Source organism: Streptomyces capoamus (assembly GCF_014654935.1).
GTDB lineage: Bacteria > Actinomycetota > Actinomycetes > Streptomycetales > Streptomycetaceae > Streptomyces > Streptomyces capoamus.
This window is the reverse complement of record NZ_BNBF01000010.1, coordinates 16,397-36,560: the sequence shown is the minus strand read 5'-3', so window position 1 is coordinate 36,560 and position 20,164 is coordinate 16,397. Positions and strand designations below refer to the sequence as shown.

Below are 20,164 nucleotides of genomic sequence, written 5' to 3'. Positions count from 1 at the left end.
GTAAGAGAACGTGAAGAGAAGCGTAAGGAAACGCCGGCCGACGGGAACGGACGCGGCGATGCCGGCGAACGCCGGACGCGGCACCCCCTCCCCCCGAGCGAAAGCAGCGGATGTGAGCCAGGTCCTCCACACACCGCCCCCCACCCAGGCCCCGGCCGACGACGACCTCGCGGCACTGGCGGCCCGGCACGGCCTGACGGTCAGCGGCGCCCGCCCCTCCCTGCCGGAGTACGTCCGCCAGCTGTGGGCCCGCCGCCACTTCATCAGCGCCTTCGCCACCGCCAAGCTGACCGCGCAGTACAGCCAGGCGAAGCTCGGCCAGGTCTGGCAGGTCATGACCCCGCTGCTGAACGCGGCGGTGTACTACTTCATCTTCGGCGTGCTGCTCGGCACCAAGCACAACGTGCCCGACTACGTCCCGTTCCTGGTCACGGGCGTGTTCATCTGGACGTTCACCCAGAGCTCGATCATGGCGGGCACCCGCGCGATCTCCGGCAACCTCGGCTTGGTCCGCGCCCTGCACTTCCCGCGCGCCGCCCTGCCCATCTCCTTCGCCCTCCAGCAGCTCCAGCAGCTGCTGTTCTCGATGGCCGCCCTGGTCGTCATCCTGCTCTGCTTCGGCGTGCCGGTCGCCGCCTCCTGGGTGCTGGCGCTCCCGGCGCTGGTGCTGCAGTTCACGTTCAACGCCGGCGTGTCGATGATCGTGGCCCGGATGGGCGCCAAGACCCCGGACATCGCGCAGCTGATGCCGTTCGTGCTGCGCACCTGGATGTACGTGTCCGGCGTGATGTGGAGCATCGACAAGCTGGCCAAGAAGGACGACCTGCCGCACCTCGTCACCGTCCTGCTGGAACTCAACCCGGCCGCGGTCTACATCGACCTCATGCGGTTCGCGCTGATCGACAGCTTCCACGCCAGGTCCCTGCCCCCGCACGTCTGGGCGGCGGCCACCGGCTGGGCCCTGCTCGCCGGCATCGGCGGCTTCATCTACTTCTGGAAGGCTGAGGAGACGTACGGCCGTGGCTGAGCACAGCGAGAAGATCCCCACCGTCGTCGCGGACCGCGTCGACATCGTCTACCGGGTCAACGGCACCGGTGCCGGCCGTGGCTCCGCCACCGCCGCCCTCAACCGCATCCTGCGCCGCGAGCAGACCGAGAAGGCGGCCGGCGTGCGCCGGGTGCACGCGGTGAAGAAGGTGTCGTTCGTCGCCTACCGGGGAGAGGCGATCGGGCTGATCGGCACCAACGGCTCCGGCAAGTCCACCCTGCTCAAGGCCGTCGCCGGCCTGCTCCCGGTGGAGAGCGGGCACATCTTCACCGACGGCCAGCCGTCCCTGCTGGGCGTCAACGCGGCGCTGATGAACGACCTCACGGGCGAGCGGAACATCCACCTCGGCGGTCTCGCCATGGGCATGTCCCGGGAGCAGATCAAGCAGCGCTACCAGGAGATCGTCGACTTCTCGGGGATCAACGAGAAGGGCGACTTCATCACCCTCCCGATGCGCACGTACTCCTCCGGCATGGCCGCCCGGCTCCGCTTCTCCATCGCCGCCGCCAAGGACCACGACGTGCTGCTGATCGACGAGGCGCTGGCCACCGGCGACCGCTCCTTCCAGAAACGCTCGGAGGCACGGATCCGCGAGCTGCGGCAGCACGCGGGCACGGTCTTCCTGGTCAGCCACAACAACAAGTCGATCCGCGACACCTGCGAGCGGGTGCTGTGGCTGGAGCGCGGCGAACTGCGCATGGACGGCCCGACCGAAGAGGTGATGAAGGAGTACGAGGCCTTCACCGGCGACAAGAAGCCGGCGCCCGCGAAGCCGGCGGCGAAGACCCCGCAGCAGAAGAAACCGGAACCGAAGGCGAACGCCCCGAAAGGGTAAGTGAAGGACACGGAAGCGGACGGTATGAAAGCGGTCACTTCGCAACCGGACGCGCCGAAACTGCCTCTTTCTTCCTGAGGCCCACACTTAGGCCGGACGCAGTCATCCCTTTCATCCGCTTAGTGACAGTATGTTATGAAGGGTTGCGCCCGGAGAGACCGATCCGAAGGAGTCCACTGCGATGCCCCAGTTGAGTGTGATCGTCTACGGGCCGAACGCACAGGGGCACCTGACCGAGCTGCTGGGCTCCCTGGAATCCCACCCCCTCCCCGACGCCGAGGTGATCGTCGCCGCGGTCGGCGCGTGGGCCCGGGAGACGGCCGAGGCCCACGCCCCCGAGACGATCGTCGTACCGCTGCCGGACGGCACCGGTGACGCGGAGGCCCGGGCGGCCGGCGCCGCCCGCGCCCGTGGCCGCTGGCTGCACTTCGTCCACGCCGAGGACGGCCTGCCCGCGGGCGCGGCCCGCCTGATCGCCGAGCGGACCGCCGAACTGGACGCGGCGGCCGCGGCGGCGGACACCCCCGTGGACGTCCTCCTCTTCGACCACGTCACCACCACCTGGCAGACCGCCGCCCGGCCCTCCCGCGACGGCCGCCACCTCGCCGCCGTCGGCCGCGCGGCCCTGCCCCTGCACGAGGCCGCCGACCTGCTGCGGCTCACCCCGCTGCTCGGCAACCGTGCCCTGCGCGCCGCCTTCTGGCAGGCCCACGAGGAGCGGCTGAACACCGACGACGAGCCCCGCGCCGCCCACGCGGCCCTGCTGCTCGCCGGCCGCGTCGCCTGCCTGAACCAGACGGCGTACGAGCACCGCGTGCTGCGTCCCGAGAGCCTGCCGCCGCGCGCCCCCGAGGACCGGCTCCGCCTCGTCGACCACTACGAGGCCCTGCTCGCGCTCACCAGGGACCGCCGCGCCCCCCGCGCGGTGCTGTACGACCTGATGGTGCGCGACCTCATCCGCACCTTCGCCCGCGAGGACCTGCCCGACCCGGTGGCCCGCGAGTTCTTCCGCCGCGCCTCCCTGGCCGCGGTCCGCTGGCGCCCCGAGGGCCACCGGCGCCCGGCGGGCCTGGAGGGCGTACGGCACGGGCTGCTGGAGGAGGGCGCGTACACCAAGTACCGGGCCTTCCAGACGGCCAACCGCACCCGCCGCGCCGCCCGCAAGGCCGTACGGAGCCGCAAGCGGCAGCTGAGCGCCAAGGTCCGCGACCAGCAGTACCGGCGCGCCCTGAGCCGCCCGGTCGACCCGAACCTCGCCGTGTTCGCCGCCTACTGGGACCGCGGGGTGTCCTGCAACCCGGCCGCGATCGCCGCGAAGCTCGCCGAACTCGCCCCGCACATCCACCCGGTGTGGGTGGTGAACAAGGAGAACGCGGCCCTGCTGCCGCCCGGCACCGACCACGTGGTCCCCGGCACCCGCCGCTACTGGGAGATCCTGGCCACCGCCAAGTACCTGACGAACAACGTCAACTTCCCGAACGCGGTCGTCAAGCGCCCGGACGCGATCCACGTCCAGACCCACCACGGCACCCCGCTCAAGCGGATGGGCCTGGACCAGATGGACCACCCGGCCGCCGCCAAGGGCCTGGACTTCGCCGCCCTGCTGGCCCGCATCGACAAGTGGGACTACAGCGTCAGCGCCAACAGCCACTCCACCCGCATGTGGGAGCGCGCCTACCCCTCCCGCTACACCAGCCTCGACCACGGCTATCCGCGCAACGACGTGTACTACCGGGCCGGTGCCGCCGACGTCCGCGCCGCCCGCGAGCGTCTCGGCATCGCGCCCGGGAAGACCGCCGTCCTGTACGCCCCCACCCACCGCGACTACGAGGCCGGCTACACCCCGCGCCTCGACCTCGCCGCCCTCGCCGACCGCCTCGGCGACGACACCGTCCTGATGGTGCGCGCCCACTACTTCTACGGCGGCGCCGCCTCCCCGCTGACCGGGCTGCGCCGCTCCGGCCGGATCATCGACGTCTCCTCCTACGACCCCGTCGAGGAACTCTGCCTGGCCGCCGACGCGCTGGTCACGGACTACTCCTCGATCATGTTCGACTACGCCAACCTGGACCGACCGATCGTGATCTACGCCGACGACTGGGAGACGTACCGGACCACCCGGGGCGTCTACTTCGACCTGATGGCCGAACACCCCGGCCAGGTCGCCCGCACCCAGGAGGAACTCGCGGAGATCTTCGTCTCCGGCGCCTGGCGCGACGACGGCGCGGCCAAGGCGCGGGCCGCGTTCCGCCGCCGGTTCTGCGAGTACGACGACGGACGCGCCGCCGAACGGGTCGTACGCCGGGTGTTCCTCGGCGAACCGGAGGACGCGCTGCCACCGGTGCTGCCCCTGGAGGACCGCACCCCCGCCCCGACGCCCGAGGAGGCCACGGCATGACCATCCCCGACGTCACGGTCACGGTCATCGTCTTCAACGACGCGGCCCGCCTCCCCCGCGCGGTCGCCTCGCTGCGCGCGCAGACCCACGCCAACATCGAGATCGTCATCAGCGACGACCACTCGACGGACGACACGCCGACGGTCGCCCGGGAGCTGGCGGCCCAGGACCACCGGATCCGCTACATCCGCCTGCCGGAGAACAGCGGCGGGTGCAGTGCCCCGCGCAACCGGGCCATCGAGATCGCCCGGGCGCCCTACCTGATGTTCCTGGACAGCGACGACGAACTGCCCCCGCGCGCCGTGGAACTGCTGCTCGCCGCGCACCGCGAGCGGGCGGTGGACTTCGCCATGGGCGCGGTCCGCCGGGTCCGGGTGGACAACGGCCGCCGCACCACCTGGATGCCGCACCTGGTCGCCGAACGCCGCACGGTGGAGGGCATCGAGCAGGACCCCCGGCTGCTCTTCGAGCACCTGTCGACCAGCAAGATGTACGCGCGCGCCTTCCTCGACCGCCACCAGCTCCGCTTCCCGGAGGGCATCCACTACGAGGACCAGCTGTTCTCCGCGCAGGCGTACTGCCTCGCGAAGGCGTTCACGATCATCCCGGACCCGGTGTACGTCTGGTACATCGAGCCGTTCGCCGCCGCGTCCGCCGCCTCCATCTCCAACCAGCGGCACAAGATCTCCAACGTCCGCGACCGGGTCCACGTCCAGCGGCTGATCGACGACTTCCTGGTGAGCAGCGGGCACGCGGGGCTGCGGGAGGACAAGGACTACAAGTTCCTCAAGCACGACTTCCGGATGTACGCCGGCGACCTGCCCTACCGGGACGAGGAGTGGCTGGCGTCCTTCGCGGACCTCATGACCCCCTACCTGGACACGCTCTCCCCCGACGCGTACGCGCGGCTGCCGCGCGCCGAGCGCGTGGTGCTGGAGCTGCTGCGCGACGGCCGCCTGGCCGAGGTCCGGCAGGCGGCGCGCGGGCTGGGCCACGCGGTGGCGCCGCGGCAGGTCACGTCCGGCCCCGACGGCGTCCCCTACTGGGGCGACAGCGTCCCGTCGACGGACCGCGCCCGCCGCGAACTCGACGTCTCCGAACTGGAGCTGGACACCAGGCCCTTCCCCACCGCCCAGTTCCGCCACGAGATCACGGAGCTGACGCCCGGCCCCGGCGCGTCCCTCACCCTCGCGATCCGCACCTACGACCCCGGGCTGCGGCTGCCCGTCGGACCCCAGCGCGCGTCCCTGCTGCTGACTCCGGGCCGGCGCCGCATGACGGTCCCCTTCCGCCTCGACCCGGTCCGCCCCGGCGTATTCGAGGGCACGGTCCGCCTGGACCTGGCCGCCGCGCAGGTCCCGCTGCACGGCTTCGCCGGACTGCGGCACCCGCTGGTCCGCCTGGACCAGCAGGGCCTGTCCAACTCGGCCCTGCTCCTGGCCCCGCTGGACTTCCCGTCGCGCACCGTCCGCATCCCCTACCACTCGGGCGCGGCCCCGCACGACCTCAGGATCGAACCGGAGGGCCGCAACCCCGGCCGGCTCCAGATCCGCTGGACCCCCGTCGGCGTGACGGCCCGCGTGACCCGTCCGGTGCTCCAGCGCCTGGCCCACCCGCGCCTGCGCAACGCGGCCCGGCTGGCGGCGAGCGTGTTGAGGTAGACCGGGGCGGCACGGGTGGGCGCGGGCGGCACCCTGCCCGGCCGGTGAGCGGACCCGCCGCCGGCCCGGCGCGGCTCAGGGCAGTACTCGGTACAGGACCTGATCGCCCGGGCCGGCGGCCACTTCGCGAAGCCAGGGTGCCTTCGCCGACGTACCGCCGACGACCCACCGCACCCCGTACTTCCGCAGGATCTCCCGCCGCTCCGCCGTTCCCGTCCCCCCGGAGAAGTACCGCTCCACCGCCGCCTCCCGGCGCCCCGCGTCGGGAAGGAACACATCCGGGTACCCGGGCGCCACGGTGTAGGGACCGTACGCGGGGATCTGCCGGGCCGGGAAGGTACGGGCCATCACCACGTCCCCGTACCGCACCCCGGCCCGCATGATCCACTGGTACCCCACCCACGGCGTCCGGTACTTCTCCGCGACCACCCCGGGGAGCGCGCCCCGCGGCACCACGTACCCGAGCGTCCCGGCCTGCGTCCACGCCCCCACGGCCAGCGCGGCGAGCAGCACGCACGCCCACCCCCGCCGCACGGCCCGGCGCCCCGCCGACACCGCCTCCAGCGCGGCCGCGAGCTGCGCCGGGATCAGCGCCGCGGGCAGGGCACGGCCCCAGGAGTAGTGCCCGCTCAGGCCGCCCGCCGCGAACACCAGCGTGCCGAGGAGGAAGAACAGGACCAGCGGGTCCCGGCGGTCCCGCCGCGCGCGCAGGCCCAGCGCCGCCACCCCGAGCAGCACCAGGCCGAACCGCCCGGCCAGGTCCTGGTAGAGCGGCCGGTGGATGGCCTCCAGGTCCGCGCCGGCGGAGAACAGCGCGAAGAAGTCGTAGTACGGCCAGAGCCAGAGCAGCAGCAGCCCCGCGACCAGCCCGGCACCGAGCCGCGGCAGCACCCCCCGCGCCGGCTTCGCCGCGAGCACCACGGCCAGCCCGCCCAGGGACGCGACGACCCCGGTGAACTGGTGGCACAGCAGGATCAGCGCCCACAGCACCCCCAGCCCCGGCCACACCCCCCACCCGGACTCCGCACGCAGCGCCCGCGTCAGCCAGGTCCAGAAGTGGAAGCTGAGCCCGAGCGCGAACACGCTGGGGTACGACACCGTCAGCGCGAGGGAGTTCAGCCCGAGGAAGCCGCTCCAGTTGAACAGCACCGGCCCCCACAGCAGCAGCAGGCTCAGCAGGGCGAGGGCGGGCGCGGCGCGATGGGCGCTGAGGGTGCGGACGTACCGCACGACGCCGGTCACCAGCAGCGCCAGCCCGGCGAGCGCGGCCAGCCGCAGCACCACGAAGACGGAGAGGCCGGTCAGCCTGGCGACGACACCGAGCAGCAGCATCCACGGGGAGTAGTAGGGGCTCGGCGTGTCGGCGTCGACCAGCGGGTTGCCGGGGTGCAGCAGGCTGTGCCGCAGGCGCTGGACGGTGGCCGCGTGCATGCCCAGGTCGCCCGCCCAGGGCAGGCGGACGACGACCAGGAGCAGCAGCACCCCGACCAGCGCGGCGGCGAGTTGCGCCGACGTCCGGCCGACGCGCGACGCGGAGCCGCCCGGCGCTGCCGTGGGGCTCACCGGTTCGGTGTCTGACGGCGCGGTGTGCACACCGCCGACCCTATCCGACCCCCCACGAAGAGCAGGAAAAGGTAAATTCACCGCGAGTTTCCGGCGAGGCGCGGGCAAGAAATCCGTCGGAGGACGACAGGCGCCCCCGGTGTTCCGCCGGGAGCGCCTGTCGTGCCGTACGCCTACGAGTGCGTGCGCAGCAGCGTCCGCATCGTCCGCATCGCCACCGACAGGTTGGCGAGGTCGAAGGAGTCGGAGCTGCGGATCTCGTCCAGCGTGGTCCGGGCCCGGCCCAGGATCGCCGCGTTCTTCTGCTCCCAGGCCTTGAAGCGCTCCTCGGGCGTCGAGGTGCCGTTGCCCACGGCCAGGACGTCCGCGGTGAGCGCCGCGTGGGCCGCGTACAGGTCCTCGCGGATCGAGGCGCGGGCCATGGACTGCCAGCGGTCGGCGCGGGGCAGCTCGATGATGCGGTCCATCAGCTGGGTGATGTTCAGCCGGTCGGCGAGGTCGTAGTAGATCTCGGCGACGTCCAGCGGCTCCTTGCCCGTGCGGTCGGCCACCGACACGATGTCGAGCGCCGGGAAGGCGGAGGAGAACCCGGCCACGCGGGTGGCGAGTTCGTCCGGGACGCCGGCCGCGGACAGCTCGTCGTACACGTGCTGGTACCACTCCAGGTCCGCGCCGCGCAGCAGCTTCGGCAGCTCCTGCCAGACCCGCTCGACCCGGTCGGCGTAGAACTCGACCGTCTCGGCGAGCTGCAGCGGCTGCGGCCGGTTGTTGAGCAGCCAGCGGGTGCCGCGCTCGATCAGGCGGCGCGAGTGCAGCCGGATCCGAGTCTGGACGGCCGCTTCGACCTTGTTGTCCAGGGCCTCCACCGCGTCCCACACCGGCGCCGAGCAGAAGATCGCGCGGGCCGCGGTCTGCGCCCGGACGATCTCCTCCAGGGAGGCGCCGGTCTCCTCGCGCAGCCGGTGCAGGTACGTCGTACCGCCCGTGTTGACCGTGTCGTTGACCAGCACGGTCGTGGTGATCTCGCGGCGCAGCGGGTGGTTGTCGATGGCCTCGGCGAACCGCTCGCGCAGCGCCGTCGGGAAGTAGGCGTGCAGCAGACCGCGCAGGTACGGGTCGTCCGGCAGCGAGGTGTGCAGCAGCTCCTCGGCCACCGTGATCTTCGTGTACGCCAGCACGACGGCCGTCTCCGGGCCGGTCAGGCCCTGGCCCCCGGCGAGGCGCTCGCGGATCTGCCGGTCGGTGGGCAGGAACTCCAGCGCCCGGTCCAGGTGGCCCTCGCGCACCAGGTGGCGGATGAACCGCTGCTGGGCGTGGAGCATGTCCTTGGCCTGGAGGAGCGCGTTGGCCAGGGCGGTGTTCTGCGCGTAGTTGTTGCGCAGAACCAGCGCGCCGACCTCGTCGGTCATCTCGGCGAGCAGCTTGTTGCGCTGCTTGACGGTCATGTCGCCGTCCGCGACCAGGCCGTTCAGCAGGATCTTGATGTTCACCTCGTGGTCGGAGGTGTCCACACCGGCGCTGTTGTCGATCGCATCGGTGTTGATCTTGCCGCCGTGCATGGCGAACTCGATCCGGCCGAGCTGGGTCAGGCCCAGGTTGCCGCCCTCGCCGACGACCTTCACCCGCAGGTCCTGGCCGTCGACACGGATCGCGTCGTTGGCCTTGTCGCCGACGTCCGCGTTGGACTCGGCCGACGACTTCACGTAGGTGCCGATGCCGCCGTTCCACAGCAGGTCGACCGGCGACTGCAGGATCGCCTTCATCAGGTCCGCCGGAGTCATCTTGGTGACCTTGTCGGCGATGCCGAGGGCCTCCCGGATGTGGGCGTTGACCGGGATCGACTTGGCGCTGCGCGGGAAGATCCCGCCGCCCGCCGACAGCAGCTCGGTGTTGTAATCGGCCCAGCTGGAGCGGGGCAGCTCGAACAGGCGGCGGCGCTCGGCGTAGGAGGTGGCCGCGTCCGGGTGCGGGTCGATGAAGATGTGCCGGTGGTCGAAGGCGGCGACCAGGCGGATGTGCTCCGACAGCAGCATGCCGTTGCCGAACACGTCACCGGACATGTCACCGATGCCGACGACCGTGAAGTCCTCGGTCTGCGTGTCCACGCCCAGCTCGCGGAAGTGCCGCTTCACGGACTCCCAGGCGCCGCGCGCGGTGATGCCCATGCCCTTGTGGTCGTAGCCGGCCGAGCCGCCGGAGGCGAAGGCGTCGCCGAGCCAGAAGTTGTAGGTGTTCGCGACCCCGTTGGCGATGTCGGAGAAGGTCGCGGTGCCCTTGTCGGCGGCCACGACGAGGTAGGTGTCGTCCCCGTCGTGCCGGACCACGTCCTGCGGCGGCACGACCTCGCCGGCCACCATGTTGTCGGTGATGTCCAGCAGCGCCGAGATGAACGTCTTGTAGCTGGCGATGCCCTCGGCCAGCCAGGCGTCGCGGTCCACGCCCGGGTCGGGCAGCTGCTTGGCGACGAAACCGCCCTTGGCGCCGACCGGCACGATGACGGTGTTCTTCACCATCTGCGCCTTGACCAGGCCGAGGATCTCGGTACGGAAGTCCTCACGCCGGTCCGACCAGCGCAGGCCGCCGCGCGCGACCTTGCCGAAGCGCAGGTGCACGCCCTCCACGCGCGGCGAGTACACCCAGATCTCGTACGCCGGGCGCGGCGCGGGCAGGTCCGGGATGGCCTGCGGGTCGAACTTCATGGAGACGTAGTCGTGCGGCTTGCCGCCGGCCGCCTCCTGGAAGAAGTTCGTGCGCAGCGTCGCCTTGATGACGGTCAGGAAGGAGCGCAGGATGCGGTCCTCGTCCAGGCTCGCCACCTGCTCCAGGGCCGCGTCCAGCTCCTCCAGCAGGGCATCGGTGATCTCCAGGCCGGCCTTCTGCCGCTCCGGGGACATCCGCGCCTCGAACAGGGAGACGAGCAGCCGGGTGGTGTGGACGTTGTTGCGGAGGGTGTCCTCCATGTAGTCCTGCGAGAAGGTCGAGCCGGCCTGCCGCAGGTACTTGGCGTAGGCGCGCAGCACCATCGCCTGCCGCCAGGTCAGCCCGGCGCTCAGCACGAGCGCGTTGAAGCCGTCGTTCTCCGCCTGGCCGGTCCAGGTCGCGGCGAACGCGTCCTGGAACCGCCCGCGGGCGTCGTCGCCCAGGTAGTCGCCGTTGCCGCCGCCGAGCGTCTTCGGCATGCGCAGACCGAAGTCGTAGATCCAGGCGGTGGTGCGGTCCGCGCAGCGCAGCTCGTACGGCCGCTCGTCCGTGACCTCGACGCCGAGCCGGCTGAGCACCGGCAGCACCTTGGACAGGGAGACCGTGCCGCCCTTCTGGTAGATCTTGAAGCGGCGCTCCTCGGGCGCGGCGCCCACCGGCTCGTACAGGCTGAGCGAGAAGGCCTTGTCCTCGCTCAGCTGCTCCAGGTGGACCAGGTCGGCGACCGCGGCACGCGGGCTGTGGTCGGCCTTGTAGCCCTCGGGGAAGGCGTGGCTGTAGCGGCGCAGCACCTCGGCGGCGCGCTCCTCGCCGCACTCGGCGGTCAGCGCCTCGGCGAACGCGTCGGCCCAGGAGCGGGCCGCCTCGACCAGGCGGGCCTCGATGCGCTCCTTGTCGGCGTCCGACAGCTCGGACAGCTCGGTGCCCTGCGGCACCCGGACGACAAAGTGCAGCCGGGACAGGATCGACTCGGTGTTCCAGGCGGTGAAGTCGACGCTGGTGCCGCCCAGCTCCTCCTTCAGGATGTCGATGATCCGCAGGCGCACGCCGGTGGTGTAGCGGTCGCGCGGCAGGTAGACGAGGGCCGAGTAGTAGCGGCCGTACTCGTCCTGCCGCAGGTACAGCCGCAGCCGGCGGCGCTCCTGGAGGTAGAGCACGCTGGTGACGATGGACTGCAGCTCGGCGACCGGGGTCTGGAACAGCTCGTCGCGCGGGTAGGTCTCCATGATCTGGAGCAGGTCGCGGCCGTCGTGGCTGTTGGGCGAGAAGCCGGCGCGGCGGAGCACCTCGTCGACCTTGCGGCGGATCACCGGGACCCGGCGCACGGACTCGGTGTACGCGGCGGAGGAGAACAGTCCGAGGAAGCGCCGCTCGCCGACGACGTTGCCGTCCGCGTCGAACTTCTTGACGCCGATGTAGTCCAGGTACGACGGCCGGTGCACGGTCGCCCGGCTGTTGGCCTTGGTCAGCACCAGCAGCTTGTGCTCGCGGGCCTTGGCGCGGGCGTCGGCGGGGAGCCGCTCGAAGGAGGGGCTGACCGGGTGCTGGTCCTCCTGGGCGTGGTGCGGGTCCGCACGCAGTATGCCGAGCCCGGTGCCGGGCACGGCGGCGAGCGTGTCGTCCTCGCGCAGCTGGTACTCGCGGTAGCCGAGGAAGGTGAAGTGGTCGTCGGCCAGCCAGCGCAGCAGCTCGCGGGCCTCCTCGACCTCGGCCCCGGGCAGGTCGCCGGGGGCGGGCTCGTCGCCCAGTCCGCCGGCGAGCCGGGTCGCGGTGCTCCGCATCTTCTCCCAGTCCTCGACGGCCTCGCGGACGTCGGACAGGACACGCAGCAGGTCCGCGGTGATCTGCTTGAGGTCGGCGCGGTCGGTCTCCCGGTCGATCTCGACGTGGATCCAGGACTCGACGTGCACGTCGTGCGGGAGGTCGCCGCCGGGCGGGGTCGGCAGCACCTCGATCAGCTTGCCGGTCACGTCCCGCCGGACCACGAACTGCGGGTGGATGACGACGTGGATGCCGCGTCCCTGCCGGGTCAGCTCATTGGTGACCGAGTCCACGAGGAAGGGCATGTCGTCGGTGACGACCTCCACCACGGTGTGGCTGCAGGTCCACCCGTTCTCCTCCACGGTCGGGGTGTGCACCCGGACGTTCGCGGTGCCCTGCGGGCGGGTCTCGGCGAGACGGTAGTGCGAGACCGCGGCGCCGAAGACGTCGACCGGGTCGCGGTCGGCGAGGTCTTCCGGGGCGGTGTGCAGGTAGTAACGCTGGAGGAACGCGAGCACGGATTCGCTGTCCGGGATGCCGGAGGTGCCCTCGCTCGTCGTCCCGGTCGGTAGGTGCCCCCCGACCGGGCTGTTCTCAGCTACGCGGGCGGCCCTCTCGAGCAGCTCGGCCTTGGCTTCGTCCAGCTTGGTCTGCATTGTCCTCTGGCTCCTGTCGCGCGCCGTTGCGTGACGTAGAAGGAAGTACGGTCTCTTCCCCTCCGGCTCGACGCCACGGCCCGGGGTGTCCGGTCCGGTCCGACGCTATGCCGCGAGGTGAGATGAGCGGGGGGTATTCGGCCAATCTGGGCACGCCCGTCGACTGTGACGCTGCCCTCGGCACCGTCGTGTCCCGGAGCGTCCTCGGCGTCCTGGGAGCGTCCGCGCTCCCGTCCCGCCCGCGAGGACCAGCGACCGCCGCCCGGTCACGGAGGTGTTCCGTGCAACCCGGGCGCGGGGCAGGAGCGGCATCGCCCCCGCGAACTATCGCGCTGATCACGCCACAAGGCTATCGCCACTTACGGGGGGCCCGTCATGAGCCGTATGTGTACAAAACCGGGGGGCGAAGTTTGACGTTCTGCACAGCGGCGGGACGGCGTCCGGTGGCGTATCCGGTCGGCGGGATCCCGTCGGCCGGCCAGGGTGGCCGGTCTTGGGTCACCCGGTCGCGTCCCGGCGCCCGCGGCGGCACCCTGAAGAACAACCGGGCCCTCTTGGCAAGCGCGCCCGGCGCGGGCACGGTGACCGGAGTGCCATCCGCCGCCCGGAGTACGACCGGAGGAGCCGACATGCCCACCAAGATACTCATCGTCACCGGCGACGCAGCGGAGTCCCTGGAGGTGCTCTACCCCTACCAGCGGCTGCTGGAGGAGGGCTACGAGGTCCACATCGCGGCCCCCACCCGCAAGACCCTCCGCTTCGTCGTCCACGACTTCGAACCCGGCTACGACACCTACACCGAGAAGCCCGGCTACACCTGGCCCGCCGACCTGGCCTTCTCCGAGGTCGAGCCCGGGGAGTACGCGGCCCTCGTCATCCCCGGCGGCCGGGCCCCCGAGTACCTGCGCAACGACGCCGAACTCCGCAAGATCCTCAAGGCCTTCTTCGACGCGGACAAACCGGTCGCCCAGATCTGCCACGGCCCGCTGCTCACCGCCGCGATCGACTCCCTCCGGGGCCGCCGGGTCACGGCCTACCCCGCGCTGGAGCCGGACATGCAGTCGGCCGGAGCGGGCTTCCAGGACACCGAGGCCGTCGTCGACGGCACCCTCGTCTCCTCCCGTGCCTGGCCGGACCACCCGGCCTGGATGCGGGAGTTCCTGAAGGTGCTGCGCTCCAAGGCGCCGGCGAGCTGAGGCCCCGGCGAGCCCCGCCCTACGCCGCCATCCTCCAGGCCTCGGCCACCGCGTCGGCCAGCGTGTCCACCACCGGCACCCCCACGTGCTCCAGGCTCTGCCGGCTGTGCGATCCCCCGCTGTACAGCACGGCCCGCGCCCCCACGTGCCGCGCGGCGACCGCGTCGTCCGCCGCGTCCCCGATCACCACGGTCCGCTCCGGCGCCACCACCCCCGCCAGCGCCTCCAGGTGCCGCACCATGTGCTCGGCCTTGCTGCCCCCGGACGGGCCCGTACGCCCGTCGACCCGCAGGAAGTGCGCCTCGATCCCGAAGCCGCGCACGAGCGGCACCAGCTCCTCGTGCCCGTACATGCTCAGCAGCGACTGGCTGTGCCCCGCCGACCGCCAGCCCAGGAGCAGTTCCTCGGCCCCTTCGGTCAGCGCGCACCGCACCCGGTGCTCCGCGTAGTACCGGTGGAAGACCCCGTCCATCAGTTCCCACTCGGTGTCGGTCGGCAGCCGGCCGAGCAGCCGCTCGTAGAACTTCGGCACCGGCACGCAGTACAGCGTCCGGTACTGCTCCAGCGTGATCGGTGCGAGCCCCAGCTCGGCGAAGGCCGCGTTCGTCGCCCCGATGATCGCGTCATTGTCGTGGAACAGCGTTCCGTTCCAGTCCCAGACGATGTGCGCGTTCGCGTGCGTCCCCATGTCCAAGACCGTACCCGCCCCCACCGACAGTCAAGGCGCCGGGCGGACCGGTCCGGGGTCAGGCCGGCCCGACCAGGTTGGGGATCTCCTGCGTGGCGTACCACAGCAGCTCGTGGTCGTCCGCGCCGTCCACGACGAACTGCGCGTCGTCGTCCCCGCCGTCCGCCGCCTCCAGGGCGTCCGCCGCCGCGGTCACGTCCGGCTCGGCGTCCTCCGCGTCGACGTGCACCGCGGCCGCCTTCCCGAGCGGCACCGCCACCGTCACGGTGACCTCGCCGAGGGCGGACGGTTCCAGCCCGCGGTCCGGGTCGGCGCCCGCCGCGCGGTCGGGCACGTCCACGGCCACCACGACCCGCCTGCGCACCGCGTCCGGGTCCGCCGCCAGCAGCCGCAGCGAGGCCAGCGCGGCCCGGCTCAGCGCCGCGTACTCCAGCTCCTCGATGTCCTCGGAGAGGTACCACTCGCGCAGCGCGGGCGTGACGGCGTACGCGACGAAGGGGCCGCTCCCCAGCTCTCCCGTCCGGTACGCCTCGGCGAGGGCGGGGAGGGTCAGGGGGACGTAGACGCGCATGCTGGCCGCTCTTTCCTGTTCCTGGTCGAAGAACTCGGCTGGGTTCCGGGGAGGGCGGCTGGCGCGTCTCCCGAAGGGCCTTCAGGATACGTGCGGCCGTCCCCTTTCGAGCCCCTGCCCACGCCCCTGGAGGCGTCGACCCCGGGCCCGGGATTCACCCTCGTCCTCCGCCTGATCACGGGCTTCCGGGGACCCCGCATCGCTCGGATAGGTGAACCTTCCGGGCCCGCACCCGCCGGCCACGCCTTCCTTGCCGGTGCTCCCCGCACCCCGTACAAGATCCCCACCAGCTGGTTACCGCCCGGTATTCCCCGGGCCCGCCGAACGGGGATCCCCATGAACAAGGTCATGAGCCGTACCGCCGCCCAGCCCCGCCCGCGGCACCGCCCGCCGACCCGCCGCGACTCCCGCCGCCCCGGCGGCGCCCCGCCCCGCGTGCCCAGCCGGCCGGCGGCCGCACGGCGCGAGAGGCCCCGTGCGCTGCCCGGGGCGGCCGTGCGGCAGCCCCGGCCCACCGACCTCTTCGCCGAGCGTCTGCTGGCCGTCCTGAGCGGCCAGCGCCCCGTCCACTGGATGCTCCGCCACACAGCGGGCCGCGCCTACGACGACCTGGCCCGCCTCGCCGAACGCACCCCCCTGCGCACCCTCGGCCCCCGCCCCGTCGTCCACGACATCGGCTACTACGTCCCCAGCGAAGGCGCCCTGGAAGTCTTCGCCCGCGTCGCCGCCGGCGACCAGCTCCGCGCCATGGCCTTCCGCCTGGAACGCGGCGAGGACCTCCGCTGGCGCTGCACAGCAGTGGAAACGGGCACGAGATGACACGGACCCCCACGACGACCACCGCCCGGCACCGGCACGGAGCAGCACGGCCACGCCTGCCGCTCGGCACCGGCACGGGCACGGCGAAGCACCAGGAACCGCCGCTCGGCACCGGCACCGGCGTGGCGCAGCACGGGCCACGAACCTCCGGCCGACACGGCACGACACGGCACGACGCAGCACGGCCATGACCGGCCATGACCGCCGCTCGGACACCGGCACGGCGATGGACGGGCGCACGACGACCGTCCGCACGGGCGCCGGCCGGCGTAAGCAGAGGCCCGCATCATGGCCGCCGCTCGGCACCGGCACGGCACAGGCACGGGCCCGCACCACGGCCGCCGCTCCGGCGCCGGCACGGCTCCGGGCACGCGCCACGGCCGTCGCCCGGGGTCGAGCGCGAGCGTGGCCGCGGGTGTGTCGCGGTCGGCCGGGCGGTTGACCGCCTCGCCGCGCGTGCGGCAACGCGGCGGGGCCGGGCCCCCGAAGGAGACCCGGCCCCGCTGGACGCCGTGGGTTTACTTCTTGCGGCGCCGGCCGCCCTTGGCCTGCCGCCTGCGCTCCGCCCGGGTCAGGCCGTCGGACTCGGACCGCACCGGCTCCTCGTCCTCCAGGTCGCGCTCGACGACACCGCCCTCACCGTCCACGGTCGGCGCGGAGAAGTGCAGGTCCCGCCGCTGCGGAACGTCCAGCCCCTTCGCGCGGATCTCGGGACGCGCACCCGCCTGCGCCGGCACCGTGTCCTGCACGCCCTCGGCCACCGGCTCGGCCTCCTCGACGGGGACCTCCTCGACCTGCTGCTCCACCTGGACCTCCAGGTTGAACAGGTAGCCGACGGACTCCTCCTTGATGCCGTCCATCATCGCGGTGAACATGTCGAAGCCCTCGCGCTGGTACTCGACCAGCGGGTCCTTCTGCGCCATCGCGCGCAGGCCGATGCCCTCCTGGAGGTAGTCCATCTCGTAGAGGTGCTCGCGCCACTTGCGGTCCAGGACCGACAGCACGACCCGGCGCTCCAGCTCACGCATGATCTCGGAGCCGAGCTGTGCCTCACGGGCCTCGTACTGCTCGTAGATGTCCTCCTTGATGGACTCCTCGATGAACTCGGCGGTCAGACCGGCCCGGTCGCCGGCCGCCTCCTCCAGCTCCTCGATGGTCACCTTCACCGGGTACAGCTGCCGGAAGGCGCCCCACAGCCGGTCCAGGTCCCAGTCCTCGGGGAAGCCCTCGGAGGTCTCGGCGCGGACGTACGCCTCGATGGTGTCGTCCATGAAGTGCCGGATCTGCTCGTGCAGGTCCTCGCCCTCCAGGACGCGCCGGCGCTCGCCGTAGATGACCTCGCGCTGCCGGTTGAGCACCTCGTCGTACTTCAGGACGTTCTTGCGGGTCTCGAAGTTCTGCGTCTCCACCTGCGACTGGGCGGAGGCGATGGCGCGCGTGACCATCTTGTTCTCGATCGGCACGTCGTCCGGGACGTTCGCCATCGACATCACGCGCTCGACCATCTGGGCCTTGAACAGCCGCATCAGGTCGTCGCCGAGGGAGAGGTAGAAACGGGACTCGCCCGGGTCGCCCTGACGGCCGGAACGGCCGCGCAGCTGGTTGTCGATCCGCCGCGACTCGTGCCGCTCGGTGCCCAGCACGTACAGCCCGCCGAGCGCCTCGACCTCTTCCTTCTCGGCCTTGACCGCCGCCTCGGCGCGCTCCAGCGCGGCCGGCAGCGCCGCGGCCCACTCCTCGATGTGCTCCTCGGGGTCGAGGCCGCGCTGGCGCAGCTCCGCCTCGGCGAGGTCCTCGGGGTTGCCGCCGAGCTTGATGTCCGTACCACGGCCGGCCATGTTGGTGGCCACCGTCACGGCGCCCTTGCGGCCGGCCTGGGCGACGATCTGCGCCTCGCGCTCGTGGTGCTTGGCGTTCAGCACCTCGTGCTGGACGCCGCGCTTGCTGAGCTGCTGCGAGAGGTACTCCGACTTCTCGACGGAGGTCGTGCCGACGAGGATCGGCTGGCCCTTCTCGTGCTTCTCGGCGATGTCGTCCACGACCGCCTCGAACTTGGCGACCTCGGTGCGGTAGATCAGGTCCGACTGGTCCTTGCGGACCATCGGCCTGTTGGTCGGGATCGGGACCACGCCGAGCTTGTAGATCTGGTGGAACTCGGCGGCCTCGGTCATCGCCGTACCGGTCATGCCGGAGAGCTTCTTGTAGAGGCGGAAGAAGTTCTGCAGGGTGATCGTGGCGAGCGTCTGGTTCTCGTCCTTGATGTCCACCCCTTCCTTCGCCTCGATCGCCTGGTGCATGCCCTCGTTGTAGCGGCGGCCGGCGAGGATACGGCCGGTGTGCTCGTCGACGATCATGACCTCGCCGTCGATGACGACGTAGTCCTTGTCGCGCTTGAACAGTTCCTTGGCCTTGATGGCGTTGTTCAGGTACCCGACGAGGGGGGTGTTCACCGACTCGTAGAGGTTGTCGATGCCCAGCCAGTCCTCGACCTTGCTGACGCCGGACTCGTGGATGGCGACCGTGCGCTTCTTCTCGTCGACGTCGTAGTCGCCGGTCTCCTCGACGCCCTTGAGCGGGTTGCCGGCCTCGCCGCGCTTGAGGCGGGTGACCAGCTTGGCGAAGTCGCCGTACCACTTGGTGGCCTGGTCGGCCGGGCCGGAGATGATCAGCGGCGTACGGGCCTCGTCGATGAGGATGGAGTCGACCTCGTCGACGATGGCGAAGTTGTGGCCGCGCTGGACCAGTTCGTCCTTCGACCACGCCATGTTGTCGCGCAGGTAGTCGAAGCCGAACTCGTTGTTGGTGCCGTAGGTGATGTCACACGCGTACTGCTCGCGGCGCTGGGCCGGCGTCATGTTGGCCAGGATGCAGCCGACGTCCAGGCCCAGGAACTTGTGGACGCGGCCCATCATCTCGGAGTCGCGCTCGGCCAGGTAGTCGTTGACCGTGATGAGGTGGACGCCGTCGCCGGACAGGGCGTTGAGGTACGCGGGCAGGGTGCCGACGAGGGTCTTGCCCTCACCGGTCTTCATCTCGGCCACATAACCGAGGTGGAGCGCGGCGCCGCCCATCAGCTGCACGTCGTAGTGGCGCTGGCCGAGGACACGCTTGGCGGCCTCGCGTACCGTGGCGAACGCTTCGGGAAGCAGGTCGTCCAGGCTCTCACCGTCGGCATAGCGCTGCCGGTACTCGTCGGTGAGGGCCCGCAGCTCGGCGTCGGAGAGGTCGACGAAGTCCTCTTCGATGGAGTTGACCTGGTCCGCGATGCGGTGCAGCTTGCGCAGGATCTTGCCTTCGCCTGCACGCATGATCTTCGAGAGGACGGACACGGGGGCTGGTCTCCTTGCCGGTCGGGCCTGGGACGGTCGGTTTCCTTATACGTACTGAGCAACGGCCATCGTATGCGAGGACCCGGCCGCGCCGGGAGGCCTGGCGGCCCGACGGCTGCTTCACCCGGGACAACGGGCGGACCATCCGGATAGTGCCGCATCGGCGCAAGGAATTACGCGAAATGTGATCACGCGCTCACGCACCGCGAAAACACATGGCTCCGGACGGGCGACCCGAGCAGAATCGGGCGATGGAACCCGTCACGCTCACCACGAACCGCCTCCTGCTGCGCGCGGTCGGCCCCGCCGACACCGACGCGGTGTACCAGGCCGCCCAGGACCCCGACATCCAGCGCTGGACGACGGTCCCCTCGCCCTATCTCCCCGAGCACGCGACCGGCTTCACCGAGCAGATCGCCCCCGAGGGCTGGGCGCAGGGGTCGATGTTCACGTTCGGCGTCTTCCTCCCCGGCGGGGAGCTGGCCGCCATGCTGGGCCTCACCATGCGCTCGCTGGGCACGGCCGAGGTCGGCTTCTGGACGGCCAAGGAGCACCGCGGCCGCGGCTACGTCGTGGAGGCCACGCTCGCCGCCTGCCGGTGGATCTTCACCGAGGTCGGTGTCGACCGTGTCGAATGGCGGGCCGAGGTCGGCAATCACGCCTCCCGGGCGGTGGCGGAACGCGCGGGCTTCACCATCGAGGGCACCCTGCGCTCCGGCATCAACAACAAGGGGGTGCGCCGGGACTGCTGGATCGGCTCCCTGCTCCCTTCGGACCTCGGCCTGCCCTCCACGGCCCCGTACCTGCCCGCACGTTCCTGAGCCGGGCCCTCCCGCGGTGCACCGCACGACTCGGCGCGGACTGTCAGTGGCACCCTCTATCGTCCAGGACATGACGACCCTTCCGCGTCCCACGACCACGCTCACCGCGGACGACGCC

At 71.6% G+C, this 20,164-nt stretch carries 12 protein-coding genes; 7 read left to right on the top strand and 5 right to left on the bottom strand.

Annotated elements, in window-relative coordinates:
* Positions 1 to 112 precede the first annotated feature (112 nt).
* From IE312_RS17435 to IE312_RS17420, 4 genes are all read left to right on the top strand, one after another.
* Positions 113 to 1,027, top strand: coding sequence for an ABC transporter permease (locus IE312_RS17435; protein ID WP_189982804.1), 915 nt, complete (start codon positions 113 to 115; stop codon positions 1,025 to 1,027).
* Entirely contained in the window at positions 1,002 to 1,883 is an 882-nt protein-coding gene (locus IE312_RS17430) for an ABC transporter ATP-binding protein (protein WP_370467567.1), read from the top strand. The genes IE312_RS17435 and IE312_RS17430 overlap by 26 nt, the downstream gene beginning before the upstream one ends.
* 181 nt (positions 1,884 to 2,064) lie before the next feature.
* A complete protein-coding gene (locus IE312_RS17425) occupies positions 2,065 to 4,281 on the top strand; it encodes a CDP-glycerol glycerophosphotransferase family protein (RefSeq protein WP_189982800.1) in 2,217 nt (738 codons plus the stop codon).
* Positions 4,278 to 5,942, top strand: a complete 1,665-nt coding sequence (locus IE312_RS17420) for a glycosyltransferase family 2 protein (RefSeq protein ID WP_189982798.1) — start codon at positions 4,278 to 4,280, stop codon at positions 5,940 to 5,942. The genes IE312_RS17425 and IE312_RS17420 overlap by 4 nt, the downstream gene beginning before the upstream one ends.
* Before the next feature lie 75 nt (positions 5,943 to 6,017).
* Here IE312_RS17420 and IE312_RS17415 read toward each other — a convergent pair whose 3' ends face one another.
* A complete protein-coding gene (locus tag IE312_RS17415; protein WP_189982796.1) occupies positions 6,018 to 7,505 on the bottom strand; it encodes a hypothetical protein in 1,488 nt (495 codons plus the stop codon).
* Positions 7,506 to 7,678: 173 nt separating this feature from the next.
* On the bottom strand, positions 7,679 to 12,622 hold the full coding sequence (locus IE312_RS17410) for an NAD-glutamate dehydrogenase (RefSeq protein ID WP_189982794.1): 4,944 nt from the start codon (positions 12,620 to 12,622) through the stop codon (positions 7,679 to 7,681).
* A gap of 629 nt (positions 12,623 to 13,251) precedes the next feature.
* On the opposite strand from IE312_RS17410, the gene IE312_RS17405 reads away from it, so the two are divergent.
* Positions 13,252 to 13,818: a DJ-1/PfpI family protein gene (locus tag IE312_RS17405; RefSeq protein ID WP_189982792.1), complete on the top strand. Its 567-nt coding sequence runs from the start codon at positions 13,252 to 13,254 to the stop codon at positions 13,816 to 13,818.
* A 19-nt stretch (positions 13,819 to 13,837) separates the two neighbouring features.
* Here IE312_RS17405 and IE312_RS17400 read toward each other — a convergent pair whose 3' ends face one another.
* Together IE312_RS17400 and IE312_RS17395 are read right to left on the bottom strand one after the other, a co-directional pair.
* Entirely contained in the window at positions 13,838 to 14,506 is a 669-nt protein-coding gene (locus IE312_RS17400) for an HAD family hydrolase (RefSeq protein WP_189982789.1), read from the bottom strand.
* Between the two features lie 58 nt (positions 14,507 to 14,564).
* Positions 14,565 to 15,077 carry a DUF6912 family protein gene (locus IE312_RS17395; RefSeq protein WP_189982787.1) on the bottom strand — a complete coding sequence of 171 codons (513 nt, stop codon included), beginning with the start codon at positions 15,075 to 15,077 and terminating at the stop codon, positions 14,565 to 14,567.
* A 336-nt stretch (positions 15,078 to 15,413) separates the two neighbouring features.
* On the opposite strand from IE312_RS17395, the gene IE312_RS17390 reads away from it, so the two are divergent.
* Positions 15,414 to 15,896: an Rv3235 family protein gene (locus IE312_RS17390; RefSeq protein WP_189982785.1), complete on the top strand. Its 483-nt coding sequence runs from the start codon at positions 15,414 to 15,416 to the stop codon at positions 15,894 to 15,896.
* A 518-nt stretch (positions 15,897 to 16,414) separates the two neighbouring features.
* Here IE312_RS17390 and secA read toward each other — a convergent pair.
* Complete coding sequence (gene secA, locus IE312_RS17385) at positions 16,415 to 19,225, bottom strand: preprotein translocase subunit SecA (RefSeq protein ID WP_189982783.1); 2,811 nt, start codon at positions 19,223 to 19,225, stop codon at positions 16,415 to 16,417.
* Positions 19,226 to 19,476: 251 nt separating this feature from the next.
* On the opposite strand from secA, the gene IE312_RS17380 reads away from it, so the two are divergent.
* The gene (locus IE312_RS17380) at positions 19,477 to 20,046 is read left to right on the top strand and encodes a GNAT family N-acetyltransferase (RefSeq protein ID WP_189982781.1); all 570 of its coding nucleotides are present in this window, start codon (positions 19,477 to 19,479) and stop codon (positions 20,044 to 20,046) included.
* Positions 20,047 to 20,164 lie beyond the last annotated feature (118 nt).